Genomic DNA, 21701 nt, shown 5'->3' with positions numbered 1-21701 from the left:
TTGCCGCCTGTCACTATAGATCACTGCTGCTTTCGCGTACCCAGTTCGATCCATGCCGGTGCATGGTCGCTGGGCTTGGGCTCGTTGCGCACCCACGCGTCTACGCCGCCGGCCTTGAGGTGCGAAGCGATGTCCGGGCTGAGCAACAGGTGGTCGATACGCAATCCGGCATTGCGTGCCCAGTGATTACGGAAGTAGTCCCAAAAGGTGTAGATGCGCTCATCGGGATACAGCTGGCGAATGGCATCGGTCCAGCCCTGCTCGAGCAAGGCCTGGTAGCAGTTGCGGGACTCGGGTTGAAGCAAAGCATCCTTGAGCCAGGATTTGGGGTTGTAGATGTCGAAGTCAGTCGGCACGACATTGAAATCACCGGCCAGCACAGTAGGATGGCCACGGCCCAGCAAGTCGCGCGCATGCGCTACCAGGCATTCGAACCAGCGCAGTTTGTACTCGAATTTCGGCCCCGGTTGCGGGTTGCCATTAGGCAGGTACAGGCAACCTACCAGCACGCCTTGTACCGCGGCTTCCAGATAGCGGCTCTGGCTGTCACCTTCCATGCCTGGCAGGCCGCGCCGGACTTCCAGCGGCTGGCAGCCGCGCGCCAGGATGGCCACCCCGTTCCACGAGGGCTGCCCCATGTACAGGCAGCCATAGCCTGCCGCTTCGATGGCCTCACGGGGAAACTTCGTGTCGGCTGCCTTGAGCTCCTGAAGGCAGGCGACATCGGGCTTTTCCCGCTCCAACCAGGCGAGCAGCGCCGGCAGCCGGCTGCCGATGCCGTTGATGTTGAACGTGGCGATGCGCAATGGCTTCATGTGCCAGGGTCATCCACATGGCTTTGTACCGCCTCCTGCAGCGCCCCCACATGGGCCTCGTCTGCCAGAGCCTTGAGGGCCAGCCAGTCATCCCAGTCGATGGCCCCGTCATCGCGCAGCGCTTGGGCGGTGCGCAGCAGTTCGTGATGATAGGCATCCGGGGACTCGCGGCGGTAGCTGCCATCGTCATATTGCGCGTACCAGGCCTCAAGTTCGGGAATGCTGCGTTCGATGCTCATGCCCTGCTCCTTCGCGGCAACCTTTGAATGTGTGAGCGCAACTGCTGCGCATCGTTCAACCTCGGGGTCGCGGTGGCCACCTTGCCTGACAAAAAGGCCTGAAAAAAATTAAACCTATACCCACGCCCCAGGCTCAACCGTACGCGACACTGAGGTCGCGCCACCGATAGCAAGGAGTGAAACATGAGCAATCTGTTCATAAAACGCGCAGGTTTGTCGCTGGTGCTGGGCATGGCATCGCTGCAGGCACTGGCGGCTTCCTCCGATGACTTCGTCGATGCAGCCACAGAGGCTGGTATCGCCGAGGTGGTCACCGGCAATCTGGCCCTGGAAAAGAGCCAGAACGCCGACATCAAGACCTTCGCCCAGCATATGGTCACCGATCACACCAAAGCCAACCAGCAACTCGGCGACATCGCCCGCAAGCTGGACATCAGCGTGCCCGATGAAGCGGCGCTGACCGACAAGGTCAAGAAGATGATCCTCGAATGGCGCGAGGAGTCGTTCGACAAGTCCTATGTCAACAACCAGGTCGATGCCCACGAAAAAACCGTGGAGCTGTTCAAGAAGGAAGCCGCATCGTCTGACAAGCCGGAACTGAAGGCTTTCGCCAGTGAAACCCTGCCAACGCTCGAGAAGCACCTGGAACAGGCCAAAGCGCTCCAGGCCAAGCATGGCAAGTGATCGGAGGACACACATGACTAACGATACTTTGCGTAGCGAAATACTGACGCGTCTGCTGCACGCCCACCCACAGGGCTTGGGCAAGGAAGTGCTGGACAATTACCGCGGTGAAAATGCCGTTGCCGATGCACTCAAGACGCTGCAGGAACATGGCCTGATCCACGATGGCAGCGTAACGGTCGACAGTAACCAGCAGTTCAGCGTCAGCTATCCGATCAAGCTTTCTGCTGCGGGTGTCGAGGCTGCCAAGCGGGTGGAAGGCTAACCAACTCTAGCGCCCCATCTTTCGATCCTTTGAGCGTGCGTTGCGGGAGCCGGCTTGCCGAAACCCGCAACGCTTCTTTTAGCGTGTGGTTTGACCCTCCCGAAGCACCTTCAGCGCTTCATCGCGCCTGAGCAGTTCCTCTTCCAGAAACTGCAATTGCCTGCCCTGCTCTGCACAAAGCGCACGTTTGTCTTCCAGGCTTTGGCCCTGCGCCTGCAATTGCCTGCGCATTTCGTCACTGGCCCCCTGCGCTTGCGCCAGGATCGTGCGCAAGCCCTGGATCTGCGTATCACGCTGCTCCAGCAATTCGTCCAGCGCCTTGCGCTCGCTGCTGGCCTGGCGGTGCTCGCCAAGCAATCGTTCGTTGTCCCGATGCAGGCGCGTCAGTTCATCCTGCTTGACGATCATGCCTTGTTGAAGCTGGCGCAGTTCGAGCTGCAACTGTTGCACCTGTGCCTCATGGCGACGCAGGTCCTGCTCGCGCTGCTCGCGGCTGGCGCTTCGGTAATGTTCCAGAGCATCCCTTGCATGCTGATGTTTTTCTTCCAGCGAGCGCACCTGTTCGTCCTTGTCGGCCAAACGCAGCTGCAGTTCACCCAGCGACTGGTTCAGGCTGGCGCCACGCAATTGCTCGGCTTGCAGCGTGCTCTGGGTGGCACTGAGCCGCTCCGACTCGGCGGCCAGCGCTGCGGCCTGGATCTGTTGTTGCTGATGCGCTGCGGCCAACGCCTGCTGAGCCAGTTGCAGCTGGCTCTGGAGCTGCTCCTGTTGCTCTTTGAAGGTCGCTTCAATTTGTTCGATACGCGCATCGGCCTCTTCCTGAAGCTGCTCTGCCAGCTGCGCGACCAGCTTGGCCAGTGTATCGCTCAGTGCCGGCGCGCCTTGAAGCGCCGCAGGCTTTTGGCCTTCCAGCTCTTTCAGGTAACGATGAATGGTGGTTTTGGAGCCCGTATTGCCCAGCTCGATACGTACAGCATCGATGCTGGGGTACTCGCCCCGGGCTATCAGCACTTGCCTTGCCTGCTGCACTACCGCCTTGTTTATGCCGCCCCGGGCCATGATTGCTCCTACTATTTCGTGTCATGGTACGTACCATGTATTTACGTATGAATTTTGTCTTTTTTAAGACGCTGACTCAAGGTATTTCTAAGGCGTAATAATCACGGCTTATCGCATGAGATGGTGTGCAAAGCGGGTTTTGGATGGGCTGGCGCTGGACTGGCAGTACGAAAGGTGCTGAAAAGTGATTGCTGAAGGTGCCTTGAAGTTGGATAGCGCTTGAGTCCACCATGGACAAAACGGCTATCTGCCAAATCAAGTACCCACGCCCGGCTCAAGATGAACATCGAAAACTACAAGGCAATCGCCGACAGCATCGCGCTGCTGCTCTTCCCCCACGCCGAAGTGATCGTCCACGAGGTACAAAGTCAGACGGTCGTGCACATCGCCAATAATTTTTCCAAACGCAAGATTGGCGATGACTCGGCACTGGACCTGGAGCTGGGCGATTTTCGCAACGCAGCCAAGCTCGGCCCTTACGAAAAGCTCAACTGGAACGGCCAAAAGATCCGCTCCATTACCACGGTGCTTTACAACCAGAACGGTGAAGCCGAACACCTGCTTTGCATCAACCTGAATTTCTCGGTACTGGAACAGGCACGCGAGGCGCTGGATGCGTTTTTCCAGATAAGCCGCCTGGTGCCGCAGCCCGATGCGCTGTTCAAGGATGACTGGCAGGAACGCATCAATACCTTCCTGCACGCCTGGCTCAAGGAGCGCAATTTGTCACTGCGTACGTTGAAGATGAAAGAAAAGCGCGCGCTGGTGGAGGCGCTGCATACCGAAGGGGCATTCGAGGGGCGCAGCGGGGCGGACTATGTCGCCAATGTGCTGAGCATGGGCCGAGCGACTGTTTACAAGTACCTCAAGGAACTGAGGGACCACTGCGCCTGAATGAATGGTCAGCGCTTGTCGCTTATGGATATTGAGTCTATTGTGGAACGCAAATCCACGAATGGACACTGCCACGATGCCTGCCGATGCCACGAACCTGTCTTCCCTCTACCAAGCTATCGCTGATGCACACCAGGCACTGCGCCCTGAGGTGAATGTCACCCCGCTCAATTTCAGCGTCGGGCTTTCGGCAATGACCGAATGCAGCGTGTATCTGAAATGCGAGCACCTGCAACACACAGGTTCGTTCAAATTCCGCGGTGCCAGTAACAAGCTTCGCCTGCTGCCAGCCGAGCAGCGCAAACTGGGCGTCATCACGGCCTCCTCCGGCAACCATGGGCAAGCGCTTGCGCTTGCTGGCAAGGTGATGGGAGTGCCAGTCACCGTTTACACCACCACTTCGGCGTCTGCCTACAAGCTGGGTGCAATTCGCGCGCTCGGCGCCGAAGTGGTAAGCCTCGACCTGGACCCTTTGGGTGTGGAACTGGAAGCGGCGCGCCAGGCTGCCCTCCAAGGCAAGCCTTTTGTATCGCCTTACAACGACCTTGAAGTGATCGCCGGCCAAGGCACCATCGGGATGGAGCTCTTTGAACAGGCACCGGACCTGGACGCAGTGTTCGTGGCGGTCGGCGGCGGCGGCATGGTTTCGGGTATCGGCGCGGCACTGCGGGCTCTCAACCCGGGCATCGAGATCATTGGCTGCTGGCCGGCGAATGCCCCTACCCTGCAGCGCTCGCTCGAAGCCGGGCAAATCATCGACATGCAAGAGCAAGACACGATCTCCGACGGTACAGCCGGTGGGGTCGAGCCAGGCTGCATCACCTTCCCCCTCTGCCAGACGCTGCTGTCGCGTACCGTGCTGGTCAGCGAAGAAGAGATAAAGGCGGCGATGCGCGATGTCGCCAACCATGAGCGCTGGATCATCGAGGGTGCTGCCGGTGTGGCGGTGGCCGGCATGCAGAAGATGGCCAAGGCATACCGCGGCAAGCGCGTCGCGGTCGTCATTTGCGGTCGCAACATCGTGCTCGATAAATTCCTCGAGGCTGTTCAATGAAAGTGTTCAGCAAGCAAGAGATCACCGCCCGGCTCGATATGGAGCTGGCAGTGCAATGCCTGGAGCAAGGTTTCATCGCGTTCTCCCAAGGCAAGGTCCAGGTGCCACCGGTACAGGCATTCGCTTTCCCCCAGGCCAACGGTGACTGCTGTATCAAGTCAGCGCATGTCGAGGGTAGCGCCACGTTCACGGTGAAGCTGTCGACCGGCTTTTACGACAATCCATCAAAGGGGCTGCCAAGCAACGATGGCTTGATGCTGGTGGCCTCGGCCAGTACCGGGCAACCCCTTGCCTTGTTGCAGGATGAGGGCTGGCTGACCTGCATCCGCACCGCGCTGGCCGGGCGCATCGCCGCCCGCCTGCTGGCCCCTGCAACCGTAAAAGCGATTGGTATTCTGGGCACCGGCACCCAGGCGCGCATGCAGCTGGAGCAACTGGGTGCAGTCACCCCCTGCCGCAGCGTGGTGGTGTGGGGGCGCGGTGATGCTGAACTGGCTGCCTACAAAGCCTTCGCCAACGGCCTGGGTTATGAGGCGCGGGTAACGCGTAACGCCGAAGAGGTTGCACGCGCCGCCAACCTGATCGTCTGCGCAACACCTTCACGTGAGCCGCTGTTGCAGCGTGAATGGCTGCAACCTGGCACCCATATCACCGCCGTTGGCGCCGATGCGCCGGGCAAGCAGGAGCTCGACCCCGCGCTGGTTGCACGGGCCGACCTTATCATCGTCGACTCCCTCTACCAGTGCAGCCAGTACGGCGAAGTCTCCCATGCGCTGAAGGCCGGCCTGATCAAGGAGCAGCAACTGGCCGAGCTTGGTGCCCTGCTTGAGGGCCGCGCCACCGGCCGTGAGCATGACGAACAGATCACGCTGGCCGACCTGACCGGGGTCGCCGTGCAGGACGCGCAGATCTCAAGCTGCGTGTTGGCGTCCCTCACCGCGGGTTGACGTACGTAGCCGAGCCCGGTCAATCATGGCTCCGTCACCTGGGCCTTCCTGGAGGCCGGCTTGAGCGAGGATTTCTTCTCTTGCACCACGATGTAGAACTCCTCGCCGTGCTTGACTGCGCCATACAGCACCGCCTTTTCGATCAGCTCGCTGCCGCGCAGGTGGCGTAGCATCATAGGGTCCTTGCGCAGGTCACGGTACAGCGCCAGGCACAGCAGCACCATGATCACCACAAACGGCAAGGCCACGACGATGGTCAGGTTCTGCAGGCCTGTAAGCGCCTCCCCGGGGTTACCTGGGTCACCCAGCGCGAGCATGATGGCCGCGACGGTGCCGGTCAGTGCCCCCCAGAAAATCACTGTCGCACGGGACGGTTGCGTGGTGCCGTGCTCGGACAAGGTACCCATCACCAGCGATGCTGCATCGGCCCCAGAGACGAAGAAAATTGCCACCAGGATCATGACCAGCACCGAAGTGGCCCAAGCCCAGGGGTAGCTGTCGAGCAACTGATACAGGGCATGGTTGCTGTTCACTGCACCGTCGATGAGAGCGAAACTGCCTTCGCGCAGTGCATCGATGCCGGCGCCGCCGAAAACGCTGAACCACACCAGGCTGACCAGGCCTGGCACCAGCAACACGCCGCTGACGAACTGGCGGATGCTGCGCCCGCGGCTGATACGGGCGATGAACATGCCGACAAAGGGCGTCCAGGAAATCCACCAGGCCCAGTAGAACACGGTCCAGCCTGCCAGCCAGCTGTCCATCGCATCACCGCCACTGGCGCTGGTACGCGCCATCATCTCGGGCAGTAACTTGATGTAGACCCCGATCGATGTTGGCAACAGGTTGAGCATCAACAGCGTCGGCCCTACCAGGAAGACGAACAGCGCCAGTGCCAACGCCAGCACCATGTTGGTATTGGACAGCCACTGAATACCTTTGCCGATGCCGGACACGGCCGAAGCGACGAAGGCAATGGTCAGCAAGGTGATGATGGCGATGTAGAACAGCTTGCCCGGGTGATCGATCCAGCCGTTGTATTCCAGCCCACCCGCAATCTGCAGGGCGCCGAGCCCCAGCGAAGCCGCTGAACCGAACAGGGTGGCGAAGATGGCCATCATGTCGATCACCCGCCCGACAGGGCCGTTGGCATGCTTGCCGATCAAGGGCCGGAACGCGGTGGAAATCAACTGCGAGCGGCCACGGCGGAACGTGCCATAAGCGATTGCCAGGCCGACGATGGCGTACATCGCCCAAGGGTGCAGCGACCAGTGGAACAGCGTGGTCGCCATCGCCACCTGCAGTGCCTCGTCAGATTGGCCAGCGGCAGTGCCGGGCGGTGGTGAAACGTAGTGCGACAGCGGTTCGGCGACGCCGAAGAACATCAGGCCGATGCCCATGCCCGCGCTGAACATCATGGCAACCCAGGAGACCGTGCGAAATTCCGGTGCTTCGCCGTCGCGCCCCAGCGGGATTCTGCCGTAGCGGCTGGCAGCCAGCCACAGCACGAAGATGACGAACACGGTAGAGGTCAGGACGAAAAACCAGCCGAAGTTGACGATGACCCAGGATTGCGCAGAGGTAGCGCTCGCGGCGAGGCTGGCTTGGTTGACAACACCCCAGGTGATGAAGGCGATCGCCAGCAGGCTGGTGACGCCGAACACCGCCCAGTCGAGCTTGCCTTCAAGGTGGCGGTCCTGCCTGGCCTCAGCAGTCTTGGACGGGTCGGTGACGCCGAGCGGCGGTGTTTCAACGTTCTCTTGCGTTGCCATCGATGGGCCCTTTTCAGTTTTTGCTGCAGGCTTTTGTTGTTGTAATTGCTAGCGATGCCTGCGCAATAACCGGGGCGGCCGCGCTGAAGGCCCCGTGATTATCCTGTGACCGAAACAGTAGCCCCTATTCCAGGACCGTCCTGGCACATCCTCTGAACGACCTGCCGGTCACATTGTGCCGGCCCCGATTGAACCGGCACAAAACCTGAATTGGCTCAGGCAGCCCCATCCAGCCCCATCTGCCAGAAGTCGGCCTCCAGCCGCGAAGCCTGGCCAAAAATTGCCGCCAGTTCCACGAACCGTTGCTCGGTCATGCTGCGCGCTGCCAGTTCATCAAGGTGCTTGCGTGCTGCGGATGCCACGCTCTGGTAACCCTCGCCGGCGTATTCGCCAATCCACTCACGGTAAGGGTGATCACTCAGGTCACCGATGTGCGCAGCCAGCGTGCGGCCGATTTCGGCGTAGCCGATCACGCAGGGCGCCAACGCCACATGCAGTTCGAGCAGGTCACCGGCGGCGCCGCAATCAAGCACGTAACGGGTGTAGGCGACCGTGGCCTGGTGCTCCGGCGCGGCCTCGATATCGGCCTGCGACAACCCCCAGCGGGCGCACAGGCGCAGGTGCAGTTCGGTTTCGTCGAGGATGGCAGCCAGGCCAGCCTGAGCCGCGCGGATGTCGGCCGGCAGCCTGCTTTTATAAGCGGCAAGCGCCCAGGCACGGGCGAACTGGATGAGGAACAGGTAGTCCTGCACCAGGTAAGTCCGGAACGCGTCTTCGCTCAAAGTGCCCTCACCCATCTGCCGAACGAAGGCGTGGTCTACATAGCTCGACCACTGGGGCGCAGTGGCGGCCTTCAGGCGCTCGAAGATATCCATGCTCAGGCCTCCTGATCGTAGATGGCGTCGAAGAAGGCCAGCTCAAGCGCCACGGTGCGCTGGTAGAAGTCACTGGCCAGTGCCGGCTCCTGCGGGCCGACGCGGTCCAGTTCGGCCTGGAGGAAGGCGACGAAGTCCTGGAATGCCGCGTTGTCATGCAGGGTGATCCACTCGGCGTGGACGAAGTTGTCCGGCATTGGTTTTGGTGCCTTCAGCGCCCAATCCAGATACAGGCCTTCGGCAACGTTGAGCACTGCCAGCGCCGCCGCATAGGAACGGGTCGCTGCGGCTTCGCGCAGGATGGCCTTGAAGCCTGCGGTCGGCACGGTGTCCTTGAGTTCGGCGCGCTGCTGCGGGCTTACATCCAGCGCCTGGAAGGCACGCAGGAAATAGGTGTTTTCATCGCTACTGATCATCCCGGCAAAACGGCCGAAACGCAGGCGTGCCTCGAAGGTATCGGCAGTGGCGATGGCGGCGCCGAGCAAGGTCAGGAAGCTGTCGAGAAAACGGTGGTCCTGTACCAGGTAGCGGACCATGACCGGGTCCGCCACGCTGCCGTTGCACAGTTCAGTGACGAAGCGGTGGCCGACTGCAGCCGACCAGGTCGCCTCGTTCTGGCGGCGCAAGGTTTGGGAAAAACGTTCGGTCATGATGCTGCACTCCATAGGGTGACAGCGAGGCCGTTACGGTGGGGCATGGAGCGGCCTCGCAGTGAGGCCGGCAAAAAGGCAGGTCGGCAGTCCCATCCCTTCGCCGGCATGATCCGGATCAGGTTCTAAGGGTCACCGCGCTGCAATGCCAGCGGTTTCTCAGCCCGTTGCCGGGCTCCCCTTGGTGGTGAGCAGGTATACCGCACCTTCAAGGGCATTGTCACGCGGCAAAACGCCTGGGCTGGAGCCATTCTGGCTCGCACAGTCAGCCCGAATGGCTTGGCTGCAAACGGCAACGCGCAACAGGGAAAATCATAGAGGCCAATAGCCACCAGTCATTAGCCTGTCATTTTACTGTCGTATTTTCGGGCTTCACCCAGGGTCGGGAATACCAGTCGTGATACGCCGTTTTCTCTCGTCAGCAGGCCTTCTGCGCCTTTTGATCCTGATGCTCTGCGCAGCCACCCTGACCTTTCTCTGGGGGTTGCACTTCAGCCAGAAGACCGCCGCACGCCAGGATGCGCTGACGGCCAAGGCGGCCGAGCACCAGAACCTCGCCAACATTGTCGCTGAAAGCCTGCGCCAACTGGTCGATCGTGCCCAGGCCGTAGGCCGTGTCACCCAGGACGACATGAAAATGATGCGCCAAGGCAGCCTGAGCCTGGCCCGGGTGCTGGCCGAAGACCCGGTATTCAAACGCATGAGCCTGTATGACAGGCACGGTCAATTGTTGTCGGCGAGCCATACCGATGAAGCTCCCCACCTGCCGGAAGAGTGGTTGCAGCAGCTGAAGCTGCACGTCGCGCATTACGGCTTCAAACCCTTCCTGCCACGCGTCGAACCGGGCTTCACCCCGCCCGCCATGCCGAGCTGGCGCCTGCCCTTCCTCTTGCCGCTGCCCAATGTACCAGGCCGAGAAATCGACAACATTCTGGTAGTGCAGCTCGACATTGGCTATCTCGCCGTGCTGTTCCAGCACATCGACCTGGGCGATACCGGGCTGATGCGCCTGCAGCAGGACGATGGCCAGGAACGCTTGCGTATCGATACCAGCGGTGTGGTCGTGGCCGGCGACGATTTCGAACCCGGCCTGCCAGCACCGGGCAGCGAGACGGGCCGGCTGGTGCAATTTGCCGCAGGCCACTCGTATCAGAGCCTTTACCGCCGTATCGACGAGCGCGGTTTCAGCATCATCGTCAGCCAGCGCATCGACGAAATCCTCGCGGCCTCTGCCCTGGCGTATTCGCGCCAGTTCTGGCTGAACCTGAGCATGACCCTGATGATCCTTGCCAGCCTGGCCTGGACCTTGCGCCTGCTGCGCAAGCGCCAGGAAGCCTTCAGTGCCCTTGAGCACGCACAACAGGTCAACCAGCAACTGATCGGGCGCCTGGAAGACGAACACCGGCGTAGCAGCCATGCAGCCGCCACCGACCATCTCAGCGGGTTGCATAACCGCCGCCAGTTCGTCGAAATAGCAGGCCTTGCACTGACCCACCAACGTGGCAAGCGCCGGCTGATGGCGATCCTGTTCATCGACATGGACCGTTTCAAGTCGATCAACGATTCGCTCGGCCACAAGATCGGCGACTTGCTGCTGCAGGCCGTGGCCGGGCGCATCCAGCGCCTGCTTGAGCCTGGTGATGAGGCCTCGCGCTTCGGGGGAGACGAATTCGTGGTGCTGCTGGCCGGTGAGCGCAGCGAGGAGCAGATCAATGTTTGGGTACGCGAACTGGTGCTGAAACTGTCGGCTACCTACGCCCTCGATGGCCAGGAAGTCAATACCAGCCCCAGCGTGGGCGTCAGCATCTGCCCGCGCGACGGTCAGGACATCGACAGCCTGATCCGCTGTGCCGATGCGGCCATGTATTCGGCCAAGCAGGCCGGGCGCGCCCAGTACCGCTTCTTCGACCCATCGTTGAACCTCTCCGACATCCAGGCCTTTGCCCTGGAACAGGCTTTTGGCTGCGCCTTGACCGAGCGCCAGTTCGTGCTGCACTACCAGCCGCAGATTCGCCTGGATACCCAGCGCGTGCTGGGGTACGAAGCCTTGGTACGCTGGGAGCACCCGGAATTCGGCCTGCTCTACCCGGACCGTTTCATAGACCTGGCCGAGCGCAGTGGCTTCATCATCGAACTGGGCTGGGAAGTATTGCGCCTGGCCTGCGAAGAACTGGCGCGCTGGGATGCTCACGGTCGCGATAACCGCCTTGCGGTGAATGTGTCGGCATTGCAGTTGCGCCAAGCCGATTTCAGTACCCGCCTGCTGGCCAAGCTGCAGCTCTACGGCATCGCCCCGCAACAATTGGAGCTGGAGATAACCGAGACCACCATTCTCGACCCTGAAGGAACGGCTGTCGGTCACCTGCACCGTTTGCGCGCAGCAGGTCTGGGCATCAGCCTTGACGATTTTGGCCGCGGCTACGCCGGCTTCGCTCACCTGCAATCACTGCCACTGAGCAAGCTCAAGATAGACCGCTCGCTGATCGCACCGTTGTCCAACAGCTACGACGACAGCCCGTTCGTCTCATCAACCATCATTCTGGCCAAGCGCTTGGGCCTGGAGGTTGTCGCAGAAGGCGTAGAAACCCGCGAACAGGTGGTGTGCCTGAAACTCGCCGGCTGCGATATCGCCCAGGGCTACCACTTCAGCCGACCGTTGTCGCCGGCCCAACTGCGCGACTACCCACCCTTCAACAACAGGGAGGAAAAGCCATGCGTGCTCTGACGGCCCTCGCCGGCCTGTTGTTTGCCCAGTTGCTGGCAACCAGCGTGCTGGCCGACTGTACGCCCCACAGCTTGCGCCTGGCCGTCATTCCGATCAAAAGCAGCGAAGACATGATGCGCGAGCATCAAGTGTTGCTGCAACGACTGAGCCACGCAGCGGGGGTGCCGGTGGAACTGGTGATCGCCGCGTCCTACGAAAGCGTGGTCGATGCCATCGTTTCCGGCGGTGCCGACATCGCCCGCCTCGGCCCTGCGTCCTATTTGCTTGCCCAACGCCGCGACCCACGTATAGAACCCTTTGCCACCTTCACCTTGAGTGGCGGGCCTTACACCGCTGCAGGCAGCCATTACCAGGCACTGCTGCTGACCCGCGCCGGCAGCCTTGAGGGGGTCGAGCCTTTGCGGGGCAAGCGCGTGGCCCTCAGCGACCCGGCCAGCACCTCAGGCAGCCTGGTGCCCAGCGTCGAATTTGCAGGCCAGGTGGGGGCGCCATTGCAACAGTTCTTTGGCTCGCTGGTGTATGCCGGTACTCATGACAAAGCGCTGGACGCGTTGCTGCAGGGCCGTGTCGATGCCGCGTTCGTTGCAAGCGAGCGGGCCGACGCCTACCTGGCCCGGCATGGGTTGGCACCAGACAGGCTCACGGTGCAGTGGCGGTCGCAGCCGATCTACTACGACCCATACGTGTTCAGTGCCCGCCTGTGCCCGGCCCTGAAAAGCCGAATCCGCAAGGCGATGCTGGATGACCCCGAAGCCCTGGCGGCCTTCGTTACCGCCCAGGGTGCCAGTGGGCTGGTGCCGGTGAGCCAGGCCCAGTACGCGCCGCTGCGCCAGTTGATGGATGCCGCGATACCGCGCTGAGTCAGAGGACAGATCAGTCATTAGGGTTTATTGTGTCGGCAACACACGCTGACACCCCCTCACATGACCGACATCGAGCGCTACGTCCGCGCCGCCACCCGTGACAACACCCGGCGCAGTTACCAGGCTGCCATCGAGCATTTCGAAGCCCACTGGGGCGGTTTTCTCCCCGCCACTGCCGACAGCATTGCCCGCTACCTGGCCGATCACGCCGGGCAGCATGCGGTCAGCACCCTGCGCCAGCGCCTTGCGGCCCTCAGCCAATGGCACATCAGCCAAGGTTTTCCCGACCCGACCAAGGCACCGCTGGTACGCCAGGTACTGCGCGGTATCCGCACCTTGCACCCGACGCCGCCGAAACAGGCCGCACCGCTGCTGTTGCAGCACCTGCAGACGGCTGTCGAGCGTTTTGAAGAAGAGGCCAGGCTGGCCCGCGAGCAGCATGACCTGCCAGCACTGCGCCGCGCCCGGCGTGACACTGCACTGTTGCTGCTGGGCTTCTGGCGTGGGTTTCGCGGTGACGAACTGGCGCGCCTGCGCGTGGAACACATCCAGGCCGAAGCCGGCGTGGGTATCAGCCTGTTCCTGCCACGCAGCAAAGGTGACCGTGAAGCGCTTGGCGTACAGCACCGCACCCCGGCACTCAAGGCGCTGTGCCCGGTCGCAGCCTACCTGCAGTGGCTCGAAGTGGCGGGCATTGCCCACGGCCCGGTGTTTCGCAAGCTCGACCGCTGGGGCAACCTGAGCGACACAGCGCTCAACAGCAACAGCCTGGTCGGCCTGTTGCGGCGCATGCTCGAACGGGCCGGCGTGCCGGCGGCGCTGTACACCGGCCACTCCCTGCGCCGCGGTTTTGCCACCTGGGCCACGGCCAACGGCTGGGAGTTGAAGTCGCTGATGAGTTACGTGGGCTGGAAGGATGCCAAATCGGCGTTGCGCTATATCGACTCGGCTCAGCGTTTTGGCGAACTGGCCGTATTACCGGCCAGCCAGGGGCAAGTGCTCATTCCTTGAACGCATAGCGGGGAATGCCGCCCACTTCCGGGCGAATCGCATACAGGTCGCCAGCGTCCGGGTAGTGGCGCAGTTCAGTCGGCGACATGCCGACCCGTGCGGTGGTGATGTACAGCGTACTCATGCCATCGCCACCGAAACAGCAACTGGTCGGGCGCGGCACCGGCATAACTACCTGTTCGGTCAAATGGCCGTCGCGGTCATAGCGCAGCAGGCAGCTGCCATTGAACTGACACACCCATAACCCGCCTTCACGATCCAGCGCGATACCGTCAGGGCGCCCCAGTTCGGCAGGCGTCTCGGCGAACAGGCTGACCTGCTCCAGGCGCCCTTCGGGCAGATACTCGGCGCGGTAGATCGAGCGTGCAGCGGAGTCGACGAAGAACACGGTCTGGCCATCGGCCGACCAGGCAATGCCATTGGGCAGCGCCATGCCGTCATGGATCACCACATCGTGCAGTTCGCCGTCGAAACGCAGCAGCGCACCGGTCTTGCCACTTGGCCCCTCATCCATCAGCCCGGTGACGAAGCGCCCCTGCGGGTCGCAGGTACCGTCGTTGAAGCGGTAACTCGGGCGGTGATGCACCGGCGCCGAGTACTGGCGCACCTTGCAAGACGACATATCCAGAATGGCAACGCTGGCATCTTCGGTGAAGATCAGGTTGCCCTGGTCGGTCAGTGCCAAGGCACCGATACGTGCAGCGGATTCATAGAGGTTCTCGACCTCGCCATCCGGTAGCAGCCGGTGAATCCGCCCGCCGGTGATATCGACGAAATACAACGCGCCCGTGCGCGCGTCCCACACAGGGCTTTCACCCAGGTCGGCACGGGTGTTGGCGACCTTGGTCGGCACGTAGTGACATTCCTTGATGAGGCTCCAGCGTTCGGCCACTTCGCCCAGGCTGGAAGCCTCTACCCGCGCCAGGTCACGCGGGTAGCTCACCCCGCTGTTCTCGCTGAAACGCGTGGCGGTGAACTGGCCATTGCTGGCACGCAGGATGTACCCGGTATCCCGGCAAAGCGGGCTGGCCAGGTACAGAACACCTGGTGTCACCCATTGCGGCTTGAGCTCTTCCGGCGGCTGGGTCACGCCCCACATCCGGGTTTTGGCCACCGGCGAGACCGCATTGACCAGGATGCCGTGTTCCAGCCCTTCCATGCTCAAGGCGTTCATGATGCCCACCTGGGCCATCTTGCCCGCCGAGTAGGCGACCAGGCCTGGCTGGGCATAGCGTTGATACATGGCGCGGTCCGAGGTGGTGAGGACTATGCGTGGTGCCTCGGCTTGCTTGAGGTGCTTCCAGGCATGCTTGGCGAGCCACACCGGGGCGTGCACGCTGATGCCCAGTGCGCGATCGAGAAACGCCTGTTCCTGTGTCTCGATGCCTTGGTAATCGACCCAACCGGCGTTGTGGATGAGAATATCCAGCGCGCCGAAATGCGCGATGGCCAGCTCCACCAGTTCGCGGCATTCTTCTTCGTTTTCCAGGTGGCCGACATGAGCGACCACATCGAAACCCTGGCCCCGCAGGGTTTCGAGTGCGACGCTGACCGCCGCCGGGTTCTGACCTTCGCCCGAGCGGTCAGTGCCCAGGTCGCTGATGACTACCCGCGCTCCCCGCGCGGCCAGCGCCATGGCGTAATCCAGGCCCAGGCCCTGGGCGGCACCGGTGACGATGGCGACTTTATCTTTGAATGGGTCTGTGCTTGGCATTGTAGAGCCCTTCCGATTCTCCTTTTTTACGATAACAATAAAAAAATCAATGACTTAATATTAAAAGCATGCAACTTTGATATCTGCTGGATATCACCTGAGACCCGCCACCTTCCGATGCACCCCGACCGGCAATGTCAAGCCCGGATGAGCCGTTTACAGCAGAGGCTTTGTCGCCGCGATGCCACGCACTATCATGGCCGCCTTGCAGGGTCGGCCGCCGGAGAACGCTTTCCCGGCCCCCGTTCGACTCGATGAAGGAACGTAGAATGATCGAGACACGTTTGCTCAGGCAGTTCATTGCCGTGGCCGAGGAGCTGCACTTTCACAAGGCAGCCATCCGCCTGCACATGGCACAGCCGCCCCTGAGCCAGGCGATCAACCGACTCGAAGAGAAACTGGGCTTCAGCCTGTTCCTGCGCAACAAGCGCGGGGTCAAGCTCACCGCCGCAGGCATGGCCTTCCTGGAGACCGCCTACCGTACCCTCAAGGAGCTGGAACAAGGCATCGAATACGCCCGCAATGTGTCCGAGGGCATCTGCGGCAAGCTGACCATCACCGCCATTTCCATCGCTTACTACGAGTCGCTGCTCAATACCCTGAAGAAATTCCGCGAAATCTACCCGAACGTGCGGCTGACCATCCGCGAAATGCCTTCGGCCTCCCAGGCCAAGGCATTGATGGCCGGTGAAGCGGACATCGGTTTCATGCGCAAGCTGCCGATGCCCCCAGACACCATCGAATCGAGATTGCTGCTCAACGAGCAGATCGTCATGGCGCTGCCCGCCAGCCACGCCAAGGTGCATCAACCTGTGGTCGACCTGCGGGATTTTGCCGAAGAGGACTTCGTCTTCACCCCGCAAGCGCTTGGCAGCGGTTACCACAGCCAGTTGATTGCGCTGTGCGAATCGGCCGGCTTCTACCCCAAGGTGGTGCAGGAAGCGGCGCAGATCCATACCCTGATCGGGCTGGTGGCCTGCGGTTTCGGCGTTGCCCTGGTGCCTGAATCGATTGCCTACTCGACGCTGCGCGAGCGCGTGCAGTTTCGCCCTCTGCGGCCGATCAAGGACCAGCCCACGCCGACCATGGGGCTGTACATGAACTGGAACATACAGAACGCCTCCCCAGCCCTGGGCAGTTTCATATCCATGCTCGACCTGGGGGCGCCACGGCGGTTTGTCGATACCATCCAGCAACCGTTGATTCTGGATGGCAGCGACAAGCACGAACTACACCGCTAGGCGGTATTCGCGCAGCCAGGCATCCAGTGCCAGAGCGGTCTCCAGGTTGTTACGGCGCAACTGTGAATTGAAATACCCCTCGGGCTGGCGCAGCTCAGCGCCCAGCCGCACACGGTCGATCACCTGGAACACCGGGCTGCCCGCCTGCGCCAGCAGGTGCCGGGCCCGCTCACGCAGGAACCGTTCATAGGCAAGGTTCGCCGAAGTCGGATAAGGGCTCTTGCGTCGCTGCAGTACGGCCGCTGGCAGGATATCGGCGCAGGCCTGCTTGAGCAGCCACTTCTCCACACCATCCTTGCCCTTGATCGACCACGGCACGTTGTACACGTACTCGACCAGCTCATGGTCGGTGAACGGCACGCGCACTTCCAGGCTGGCGGCCATGCTCAGGCGGTCCTTGCGGTCGAGCAGAATCGGCAGCCAGCGCTGCAGGTGCATGTGGCAGATTTCACGCATGCGCCGCTCTTGCGGGCTGTCGCCCGGCAAGTGCTCGACGCTGTCCAGCGCCTGGTGATAGCAACCGTCCTGGTAACTGGCAAAGTCGCACAGCCTGTTAAAGTCCGGGTTGATCAGCTCGGGCTGCAGCAACTGCATGCGCGAAAGCCACGGGAAACGCTGCGCCGCCAGCGCCTGCGGATCGCGGAACCAGGCGTAGCCGCCAAACACTTCATCGGCTGCCTCGCCGGAAATGGCCACTGTTGAATGGCGGCCGATGGCCTTGAACAGCAAGTACAACGAGGTGTCCACATCGCCGAAGGTGGCCGCCGAATCGTTGGCCCGGTACACCGCGCTGCGCGCAGGGTCGGCCACCAGTTCGCCGTTGTCGATGAGGATGGTCTGGTGGTGGCTGCCAATGTGTTCGGCAGCTGCCAGCGCGTAGGGCTGATCGCGTTCCGGGCGGAAGGTGTCGCTCTGGAACTGCTCGGCCTGGCCGACGAAATCCACCGAGAACGAATTGACCCTGCCCCCCTGCTCCGCCGTCAGGCGCTGTTGCGCCATGGCCGTGAGGATGGTCGAGTCCAGCCCGCCGGAGAGCAGCGAACAGACCGGCACATCGGCATGCAACTGCTCGCCCAGCGCTTTGCCGAGTAGCGCCCGGGTGCGCGCCACGGTGTCGGGCAGGTCATCTTGGTGCTCGCGCCGCTGCAACTGCCAGTAGCGGCTGAGTTTGGGGCGCCCGTTGGGCCGCCAGGACAAACGATGCCCCGGCGGCAGTTCGCTGACCCCGCGCAAGGCCGTGCGCGCCGTGCCGCGAGAAAGGCTCAGCGCGTCCACCAGCCCGACCACATCCAGCGCACTGGCGAACTCCGGGTGCGCCAGGATTGCCTTGATTTCCGAACCGAACAGCAGCCCCTGCTGGTGGTGGGCGTAGTACAGCGGCTTGACCCCCAGCCGGTCACGCACCAGCAGGAAGTGGCCGTCGCGCCCGTCGAACACAGCGAAGGCGAACATGCCGCTGAGGTGCTCACAGCACTGTTCACCCCATTCCAGGTAAGCGTGCAGCACCACCTCGGTGTCGCTGCGGGTATGGAACTGGTGGCCCGCCTTGCGCAGGCGCTCACGTAGAGCGTCGTGGTTGTAGACCTCGCCGGTGTAGATCAGCGCGACTTCCTCGCCACTGGCGCAGCGGTAGGTCATCGGCTGTACGCCACCGCTGAGGTCGATGATCGCCAGCCGTCGATGGCCCAGCAAGGCATTGCGATGCTGCCAGCTGCCACTGGCATCCGGCCCGCGCAGTGCCAGCGTATCGGTCATGGTGCCGATAACCTCGCCAGCTTGGGTCAGGTTGCGGGTGTAGTCCACCCAGCCTGTGATTGCGCACATGCTGTGCTCCTTACACCTGAAGACGACGGGTTGGAAGCAGGCCGGTCAGGGCCTGCAGGCGCTTGGCGATATCCAGCAACTGCCGCTCGCTGTCACGCCGGCCCATGATCTGCACGGCCAGCGGCGCCTTGCCGTCGGCACTCAGGCAAATCGGCACGGTAATGGCCGGCAGGCCGCTGAAACTGGCCAGCGGGGTGAAGCTGATCTTCTGCTCATAGCCGTCGTCTGCGGGCGAAGGGATGGTCGAGTCCCCTGGCTGCGGGTTGCGCCGGTCGAATGGCCGGTTAGGGTCCATGGGGAATACCACGAAATCCACTTGGGCGTTGTCGAACCAGGCCTCGATACCGGAACGGATCTTGTCCATGCGCTGGTGGATGCGCCGGTAGTCAGCGTCGCTAACGCCCTCACCCACTTTCAGGGCGCTGAGTGTCGACCAGTGCAGCTCGCAGTCGAAGCGCCGGGCCCAGGCAGCCGAGGCCAGCCACGCATCCCGTGCGCACAGCTGCCAGGCGTCGCCACGGCAGGCCCACAGGTCCGGCATGGCAACCTCAGCGGGCGCCATGCCCAGGTCTGCCAGTGCGCTGCGTGCCTGGCCCAGCATGTCGAGCATGGCCGCACTGGTCAGCGCCGGGTCCAGCGCGTGCTCCAGCATGGCGACCCGATAGCGCTCTTTGAGTGGCTGTTGCTGGCCGAGCAGTGGCTCCAGGCCCAGCAACGGGAACAGCAGGTCGAGGTCATCGGCGCTGCGGGCGACCCAGCCCAGTGCGTCCATGCGCGGTGATAACGGAAACACCCCGGCCAGGCTCTCGGCCTTCTGGGTCATGCGCAGGCCGACCATGCCGCAGTGCGAGGCAGGCCAGCGCACCGAGCCGAGCACATCGGTGCCCAACGAGATATCGCACAGCCCCGCTGCCACCGACACCGCCGAACCTGTGCTGGAGCCAGACGGATCGATGCTCGGGAAGTGTGGGTTACGACAGCCGGCGCCAAAGGCAATGTTCAGCTCGGTAGTGGCGACCTTGCAGGTCAGCGCGATGCGCGGGTCAAGGAAGGCCAGCGCCTCGGCGCTGCGCTGCGGGTAGTGGCGGTAGCTGCGCAGGCCCAGGCGGGTCGGCAAACCTTGCACGTCAACAGTGTCCTTCACGCCCAGGCGGTACCACGGTGCCTCGACCTCACGGGTGCTGGTCAGGCAACGGTAGTGGCTGTCGGCTTGCACGGACCATTGTGCGTACTGCGCTGCCCAGTCCGCTGCCAGGGCGGGGCTGCGCTGCAGCAGTTCATGGCGCTTGCGCAGGCTCAGGCCGAGGTATTCGGGCTGCTCGCGGCCGTGGGTGGCGTTGGCGCCGCAGTTGCTGAGGTAGTGGGCGATGGCATCTTGAGTGTCAACGTGGTTCATGGGTGTATTCCTTGACAGAAGTGGAAGCCGCCCACGGCAGAGGCTTGCCGGTGGCGGATAAAGGCAGGTCGGTGACACGGCGTACCGCAACCGGCCATGGATGGCCCGGCGATAGTTGGCGCAATGCCTCCAGCACCGCGTGTTCGGTGAGGGTGTCGCAGCTGTACAACACCTCGAACGCTTCGCCGCGCAGCGCATCGGCCACAGCAACGCAGGCCAGCGCCGGGCAATCCAGGCGCTGAGCAAGGTCACTGGCCAGACGGGCCAGGTCGACGCGCAGCCCATTGACCTTGATCAGGCTGCTGGCCCTGCCCAGCCACTGGAAGCGCTGTGCGTCCAGCGCCAGTACCTGGTCATCGCAGCAATACGTGGCTGCGGCGTGCGCCTGGCACGGCTGGCGGGCGATGCGCGGGCTGGCCACGTTCAGCGCACAGGGCTGGCCCGGGGGGCTGAGCAGTGTCACATCGCTCAGCAGCGTCCAGGGCTGCTCTGCATCACTGTGCGCATCCAGCTCGCGGTAAGCCATGGCGCCGGTTTCGGTGGAACCGAGCAGTTCGACGAAACGCACCTGTGGCCCGGCATGGCGCTGCACCGTGGCCAGAGCCCCCGGCGGCAGCAACGAGGCGCTGTGCACCACCAGTACCGCACGCCGGGCACTCAGCCGGGCCAGCAGCGCCGGCAGCACGCGCCAGGTACTGGCAATGGCGAGAATCACGCACGGACCGTCCCCGTCGAGCGTTGGCATGCGTTGCTGCTCCAGCGAGCAGGCGTGCAACCGGGCGTTCAAAACCCTCGCACCGACCTCGCCAAGGATCATGCCGTAGCTGTGGCTGACTGGCGCAAACGAGAATATCTCCCGTGCATCGGGCGCCCAACGGCCGAGAATCAGCGTTGCCTCGCGCTCCATCTGCACCTGGCTGCGCAGCCATTGCCGGGGCGCACCGGTAGAGCCGGAGGTGGTAAACAGATGCTCGGCGCTCACTCGGTGGCCTGCAGGGTCAGTTGGTCTTCCAGTTTTTGCCCGACGAATTGCTCCATCTTTTCCAGGGTTTCGAACCAGAAGCGCACATCATCGCTGAGGTAGTCCACTTCGATGTCGAAGCAGCCCTCGATGGCGGTGATCACTTCCACAGCCATGAGGCTGTCGAAGCGTTCGCCGAGAAAGTCACGAAAACTGTCGCGTTTATCGATGGCGTCGACGTGCTCGCCAAGCAGCTGGGCGAGGGTGTGGCGGATACGCTGTTCAATGCTGAGGTCGTTCACGAGCCGGTCTTTCCTTGTTGATGGGCAGCGTTGGTCAATTCCGCTCCGGCACTGAAGAACACGTGCTCGGGCAGGATCGGGTCGAAGTGCAGGTAGATGAAGGCATTGGGGTAATGCGTGCGCAGGCAGCCGTGCAGGCCTTCAGCCAGCGCCTGGTGAGCCTGCCGGTCGCGGGCCTGTGACAGGGTGATGCGCACATGGAACTGCGCCGGTGCACCGTCGCGGTCGGCAACGGGCATCGGCATGCCGGCGCTGAACACACTGGCCTCAGGTAACGGGTTGAAGAACACCATGCAATGGGCGGTGTCGGCGCCCAGTTGCTTGAGCTGGCGGGTAAAGGCCAGCGCCAGGCGCTTGCGCTCCAGCGCTTGCAGCGGTGCACAGCAAACAGTGAGGGTGGGCATGGCGGC

At 62.6% G+C, this 21701-nt stretch carries 21 protein-coding genes, 1 pseudogene and 1 riboswitch; of the genes and pseudogenes, 9 read left to right on the top strand and 13 right to left on the bottom strand.

Annotated elements, in window-relative coordinates; all coding sequences use genetic code 11:
* Nucleotides 1-20: 20 nt before the first annotated feature.
* Together xth and IWW33_RS23875 are read right to left on the bottom strand one after the other, a co-directional pair.
* Nucleotides 21-815, bottom strand: coding sequence for an exodeoxyribonuclease III (xth, locus tag IWW33_RS23880; protein WP_115274778.1), 795 nt, complete (start codon nt 813-815; stop codon nt 21-23).
* Entirely contained in the window at nt 812-1054 is a 243-nt protein-coding gene (locus IWW33_RS23875) for a hypothetical protein (protein WP_115274777.1), read from the bottom strand. The genes xth and IWW33_RS23875 overlap by 4 nt, the downstream gene beginning before the upstream one ends.
* Nucleotides 1055-1237: 183 nt before the next feature.
* Here IWW33_RS23875 and IWW33_RS23870 point away from each other — a divergent pair, with 183 nt between their 5' ends.
* Nucleotides 1238-1738, top strand: coding sequence for a DUF4142 domain-containing protein (locus IWW33_RS23870; RefSeq protein ID WP_115274776.1), 501 nt, complete (start codon nt 1238-1240; stop codon nt 1736-1738).
* A 13-nt stretch (nt 1739-1751) separates the two neighbouring features.
* Nucleotides 1752-2003, top strand: coding sequence for a hypothetical protein (locus tag IWW33_RS23865; RefSeq protein WP_046786187.1), 252 nt, complete (start codon nt 1752-1754; stop codon nt 2001-2003).
* 78 nt (nt 2004-2081) lie between these two features.
* On the opposite strand, the gene IWW33_RS23860 is transcribed toward IWW33_RS23865, so the two are convergent.
* Nucleotides 2082-3062 carry a DNA-binding protein gene (locus tag IWW33_RS23860; RefSeq protein WP_046786186.1) on the bottom strand — a complete coding sequence of 327 codons (981 nt, stop codon included), beginning with the start codon at nt 3060-3062 and terminating at the stop codon, nt 2082-2084.
* A 279-nt stretch (nt 3063-3341) separates the two neighbouring features.
* Between IWW33_RS23860 and IWW33_RS23855 the strand changes: the two genes are divergently transcribed.
* The 3 genes from IWW33_RS23855 (at nt 3342) to IWW33_RS23845 (ending at nt 5957) form a co-directional block, all read left to right on the top strand.
* Complete coding sequence (locus IWW33_RS23855; protein ID WP_119687039.1) at nt 3342-3956, top strand: PAS domain-containing protein; 615 nt, start codon at nt 3342-3344, stop codon at nt 3954-3956.
* A gap of 61 nt (nt 3957-4017) precedes the next feature.
* Nucleotides 4018-5010, top strand: coding sequence for a threonine/serine dehydratase (locus IWW33_RS23850; protein ID WP_196996333.1), 993 nt, complete (start codon nt 4018-4020; stop codon nt 5008-5010).
* Nucleotides 5007-5957, top strand: a complete 951-nt coding sequence (locus IWW33_RS23845; RefSeq protein WP_174141188.1) for an ornithine cyclodeaminase family protein — start codon at nt 5007-5009, stop codon at nt 5955-5957. The genes IWW33_RS23850 and IWW33_RS23845 overlap by 4 nt, the downstream gene beginning before the upstream one ends.
* Nucleotides 5958-5980: 23 nt before the next feature.
* Here the strand turns inward: IWW33_RS23845 and IWW33_RS23840 are convergent, their stop codons facing one another.
* The 3 genes from IWW33_RS23840 to IWW33_RS23830 all read right to left on the bottom strand — a co-directional run bounded on the left by IWW33_RS23840 (nt 5981) and on the right by IWW33_RS23830 (nt 9254).
* Nucleotides 5981-7729, bottom strand: a complete 1749-nt coding sequence (locus IWW33_RS23840; protein ID WP_115274773.1) for a BCCT family transporter — start codon at nt 7727-7729, stop codon at nt 5981-5983.
* Between the two features lie 215 nt (nt 7730-7944).
* Complete coding sequence (gene tenA / locus IWW33_RS23835) at nt 7945-8604, bottom strand: thiaminase II (RefSeq protein WP_046786182.1); 660 nt, start codon at nt 8602-8604, stop codon at nt 7945-7947.
* A gap of 2 nt (nt 8605-8606) precedes the next feature.
* Entirely contained in the window at nt 8607-9254 is a 648-nt protein-coding gene (locus IWW33_RS23830) for a TenA family protein (RefSeq protein WP_174141187.1), read from the bottom strand.
* A gap of 78 nt (nt 9255-9332) precedes the next feature.
* Nucleotides 9333-9446, bottom strand: a riboswitch (TPP riboswitch).
* A 205-nt stretch (nt 9447-9651) separates the two neighbouring features.
* Between IWW33_RS23830 and IWW33_RS23825 the strand changes: the two genes are divergently transcribed.
* From IWW33_RS23825 to IWW33_RS23815, 3 genes are all read left to right on the top strand, one after another.
* Nucleotides 9652-11979 (top strand): EAL domain-containing protein, encoded by a 2328-nt coding sequence (locus tag IWW33_RS23825; RefSeq protein ID WP_115274771.1) that lies wholly within the window; start codon nt 9652-9654, stop codon nt 11977-11979.
* Nucleotides 11967-12839 (top strand): phosphate/phosphite/phosphonate ABC transporter substrate-binding protein, encoded by an 873-nt coding sequence (locus IWW33_RS23820; protein WP_119687043.1) that lies wholly within the window; start codon nt 11967-11969, stop codon nt 12837-12839. Before IWW33_RS23825 ends, IWW33_RS23820 begins: the two co-directional genes overlap by 13 nt.
* Nucleotides 12840-12902: 63 nt before the next feature.
* Nucleotides 12903-13853, top strand: coding sequence for a site-specific integrase (locus IWW33_RS23815; protein ID WP_174141186.1), 951 nt, complete (start codon nt 12903-12905; stop codon nt 13851-13853).
* Here IWW33_RS23815 and IWW33_RS26760 read toward each other — a convergent pair.
* Together IWW33_RS26760 and IWW33_RS26755 are read right to left on the bottom strand one after the other, a co-directional pair.
* Complete coding sequence (locus IWW33_RS26760) at nt 13843-14892, bottom strand: SMP-30/gluconolactonase/LRE family protein (protein WP_231386510.1); 1050 nt, start codon at nt 14890-14892, stop codon at nt 13843-13845. The two genes, IWW33_RS23815 and IWW33_RS26760, sit on opposite strands and share 11 nt — an antisense overlap.
* Before the next feature lie 57 nt (nt 14893-14949).
* A pseudogene (locus IWW33_RS26755) lies at nt 14950-15567 on the bottom strand (SDR family oxidoreductase); the annotation flags it as partial.
* A 269-nt stretch (nt 15568-15836) separates the two neighbouring features.
* On the opposite strand from IWW33_RS26755, the gene IWW33_RS23805 reads away from it, so the two are divergent.
* Nucleotides 15837-16808: a LysR family transcriptional regulator gene (locus IWW33_RS23805; RefSeq protein ID WP_046786177.1), complete on the top strand. Its 972-nt coding sequence runs from the start codon at nt 15837-15839 to the stop codon at nt 16806-16808.
* Here the strand turns inward: IWW33_RS23805 and asnB are convergent.
* Genes asnB through IWW33_RS23780 form a run of 5 tightly spaced genes read right to left on the bottom strand, consistent with a single transcriptional unit; the run spans nt 16797 to nt 21695 of the window.
* Entirely contained in the window at nt 16797-18632 is a 1836-nt protein-coding gene (gene asnB / locus IWW33_RS23800) for an asparagine synthase (glutamine-hydrolyzing) (RefSeq protein ID WP_174141185.1), read from the bottom strand. The genes IWW33_RS23805 and asnB overlap by 12 nt on opposite strands.
* Nucleotides 18633-18642: 10 nt before the next feature.
* Nucleotides 18643-20028, bottom strand: coding sequence for an amidase (locus tag IWW33_RS23795; RefSeq protein WP_174141184.1), 1386 nt, complete (start codon nt 20026-20028; stop codon nt 18643-18645).
* Entirely contained in the window at nt 20015-21010 is a 996-nt protein-coding gene (locus IWW33_RS23790) for an acyl-CoA synthetase (RefSeq protein WP_174141183.1), read from the bottom strand. Before IWW33_RS23790 ends, IWW33_RS23795 begins: the two co-directional genes overlap by 14 nt.
* The gene (locus IWW33_RS23785) at nt 21007-21291 is read right to left on the bottom strand and encodes an acyl carrier protein (RefSeq protein WP_174141182.1); all 285 of its coding nucleotides are present in this window, start codon (nt 21289-21291) and stop codon (nt 21007-21009) included. The genes IWW33_RS23790 and IWW33_RS23785 overlap by 4 nt, the downstream gene beginning before the upstream one ends.
* Nucleotides 21288-21695 (bottom strand): hypothetical protein, encoded by a 408-nt coding sequence (locus tag IWW33_RS23780; protein ID WP_046786173.1) that lies wholly within the window; start codon nt 21693-21695, stop codon nt 21288-21290. Before IWW33_RS23780 ends, IWW33_RS23785 begins: the two co-directional genes overlap by 4 nt.
* Nucleotides 21696-21701 lie beyond the last annotated feature (6 nt).

It is taken from the genome of Pseudomonas sp. M2, from assembly GCF_015751845.1.
GTDB lineage: Bacteria > Pseudomonadota > Gammaproteobacteria > Pseudomonadales > Pseudomonadaceae > Aquipseudomonas > Aquipseudomonas putida_E.
The sequence above is the reverse complement of the archived record's forward strand: the minus strand, read 5'-3'. Positions and strand labels throughout refer to the sequence as shown.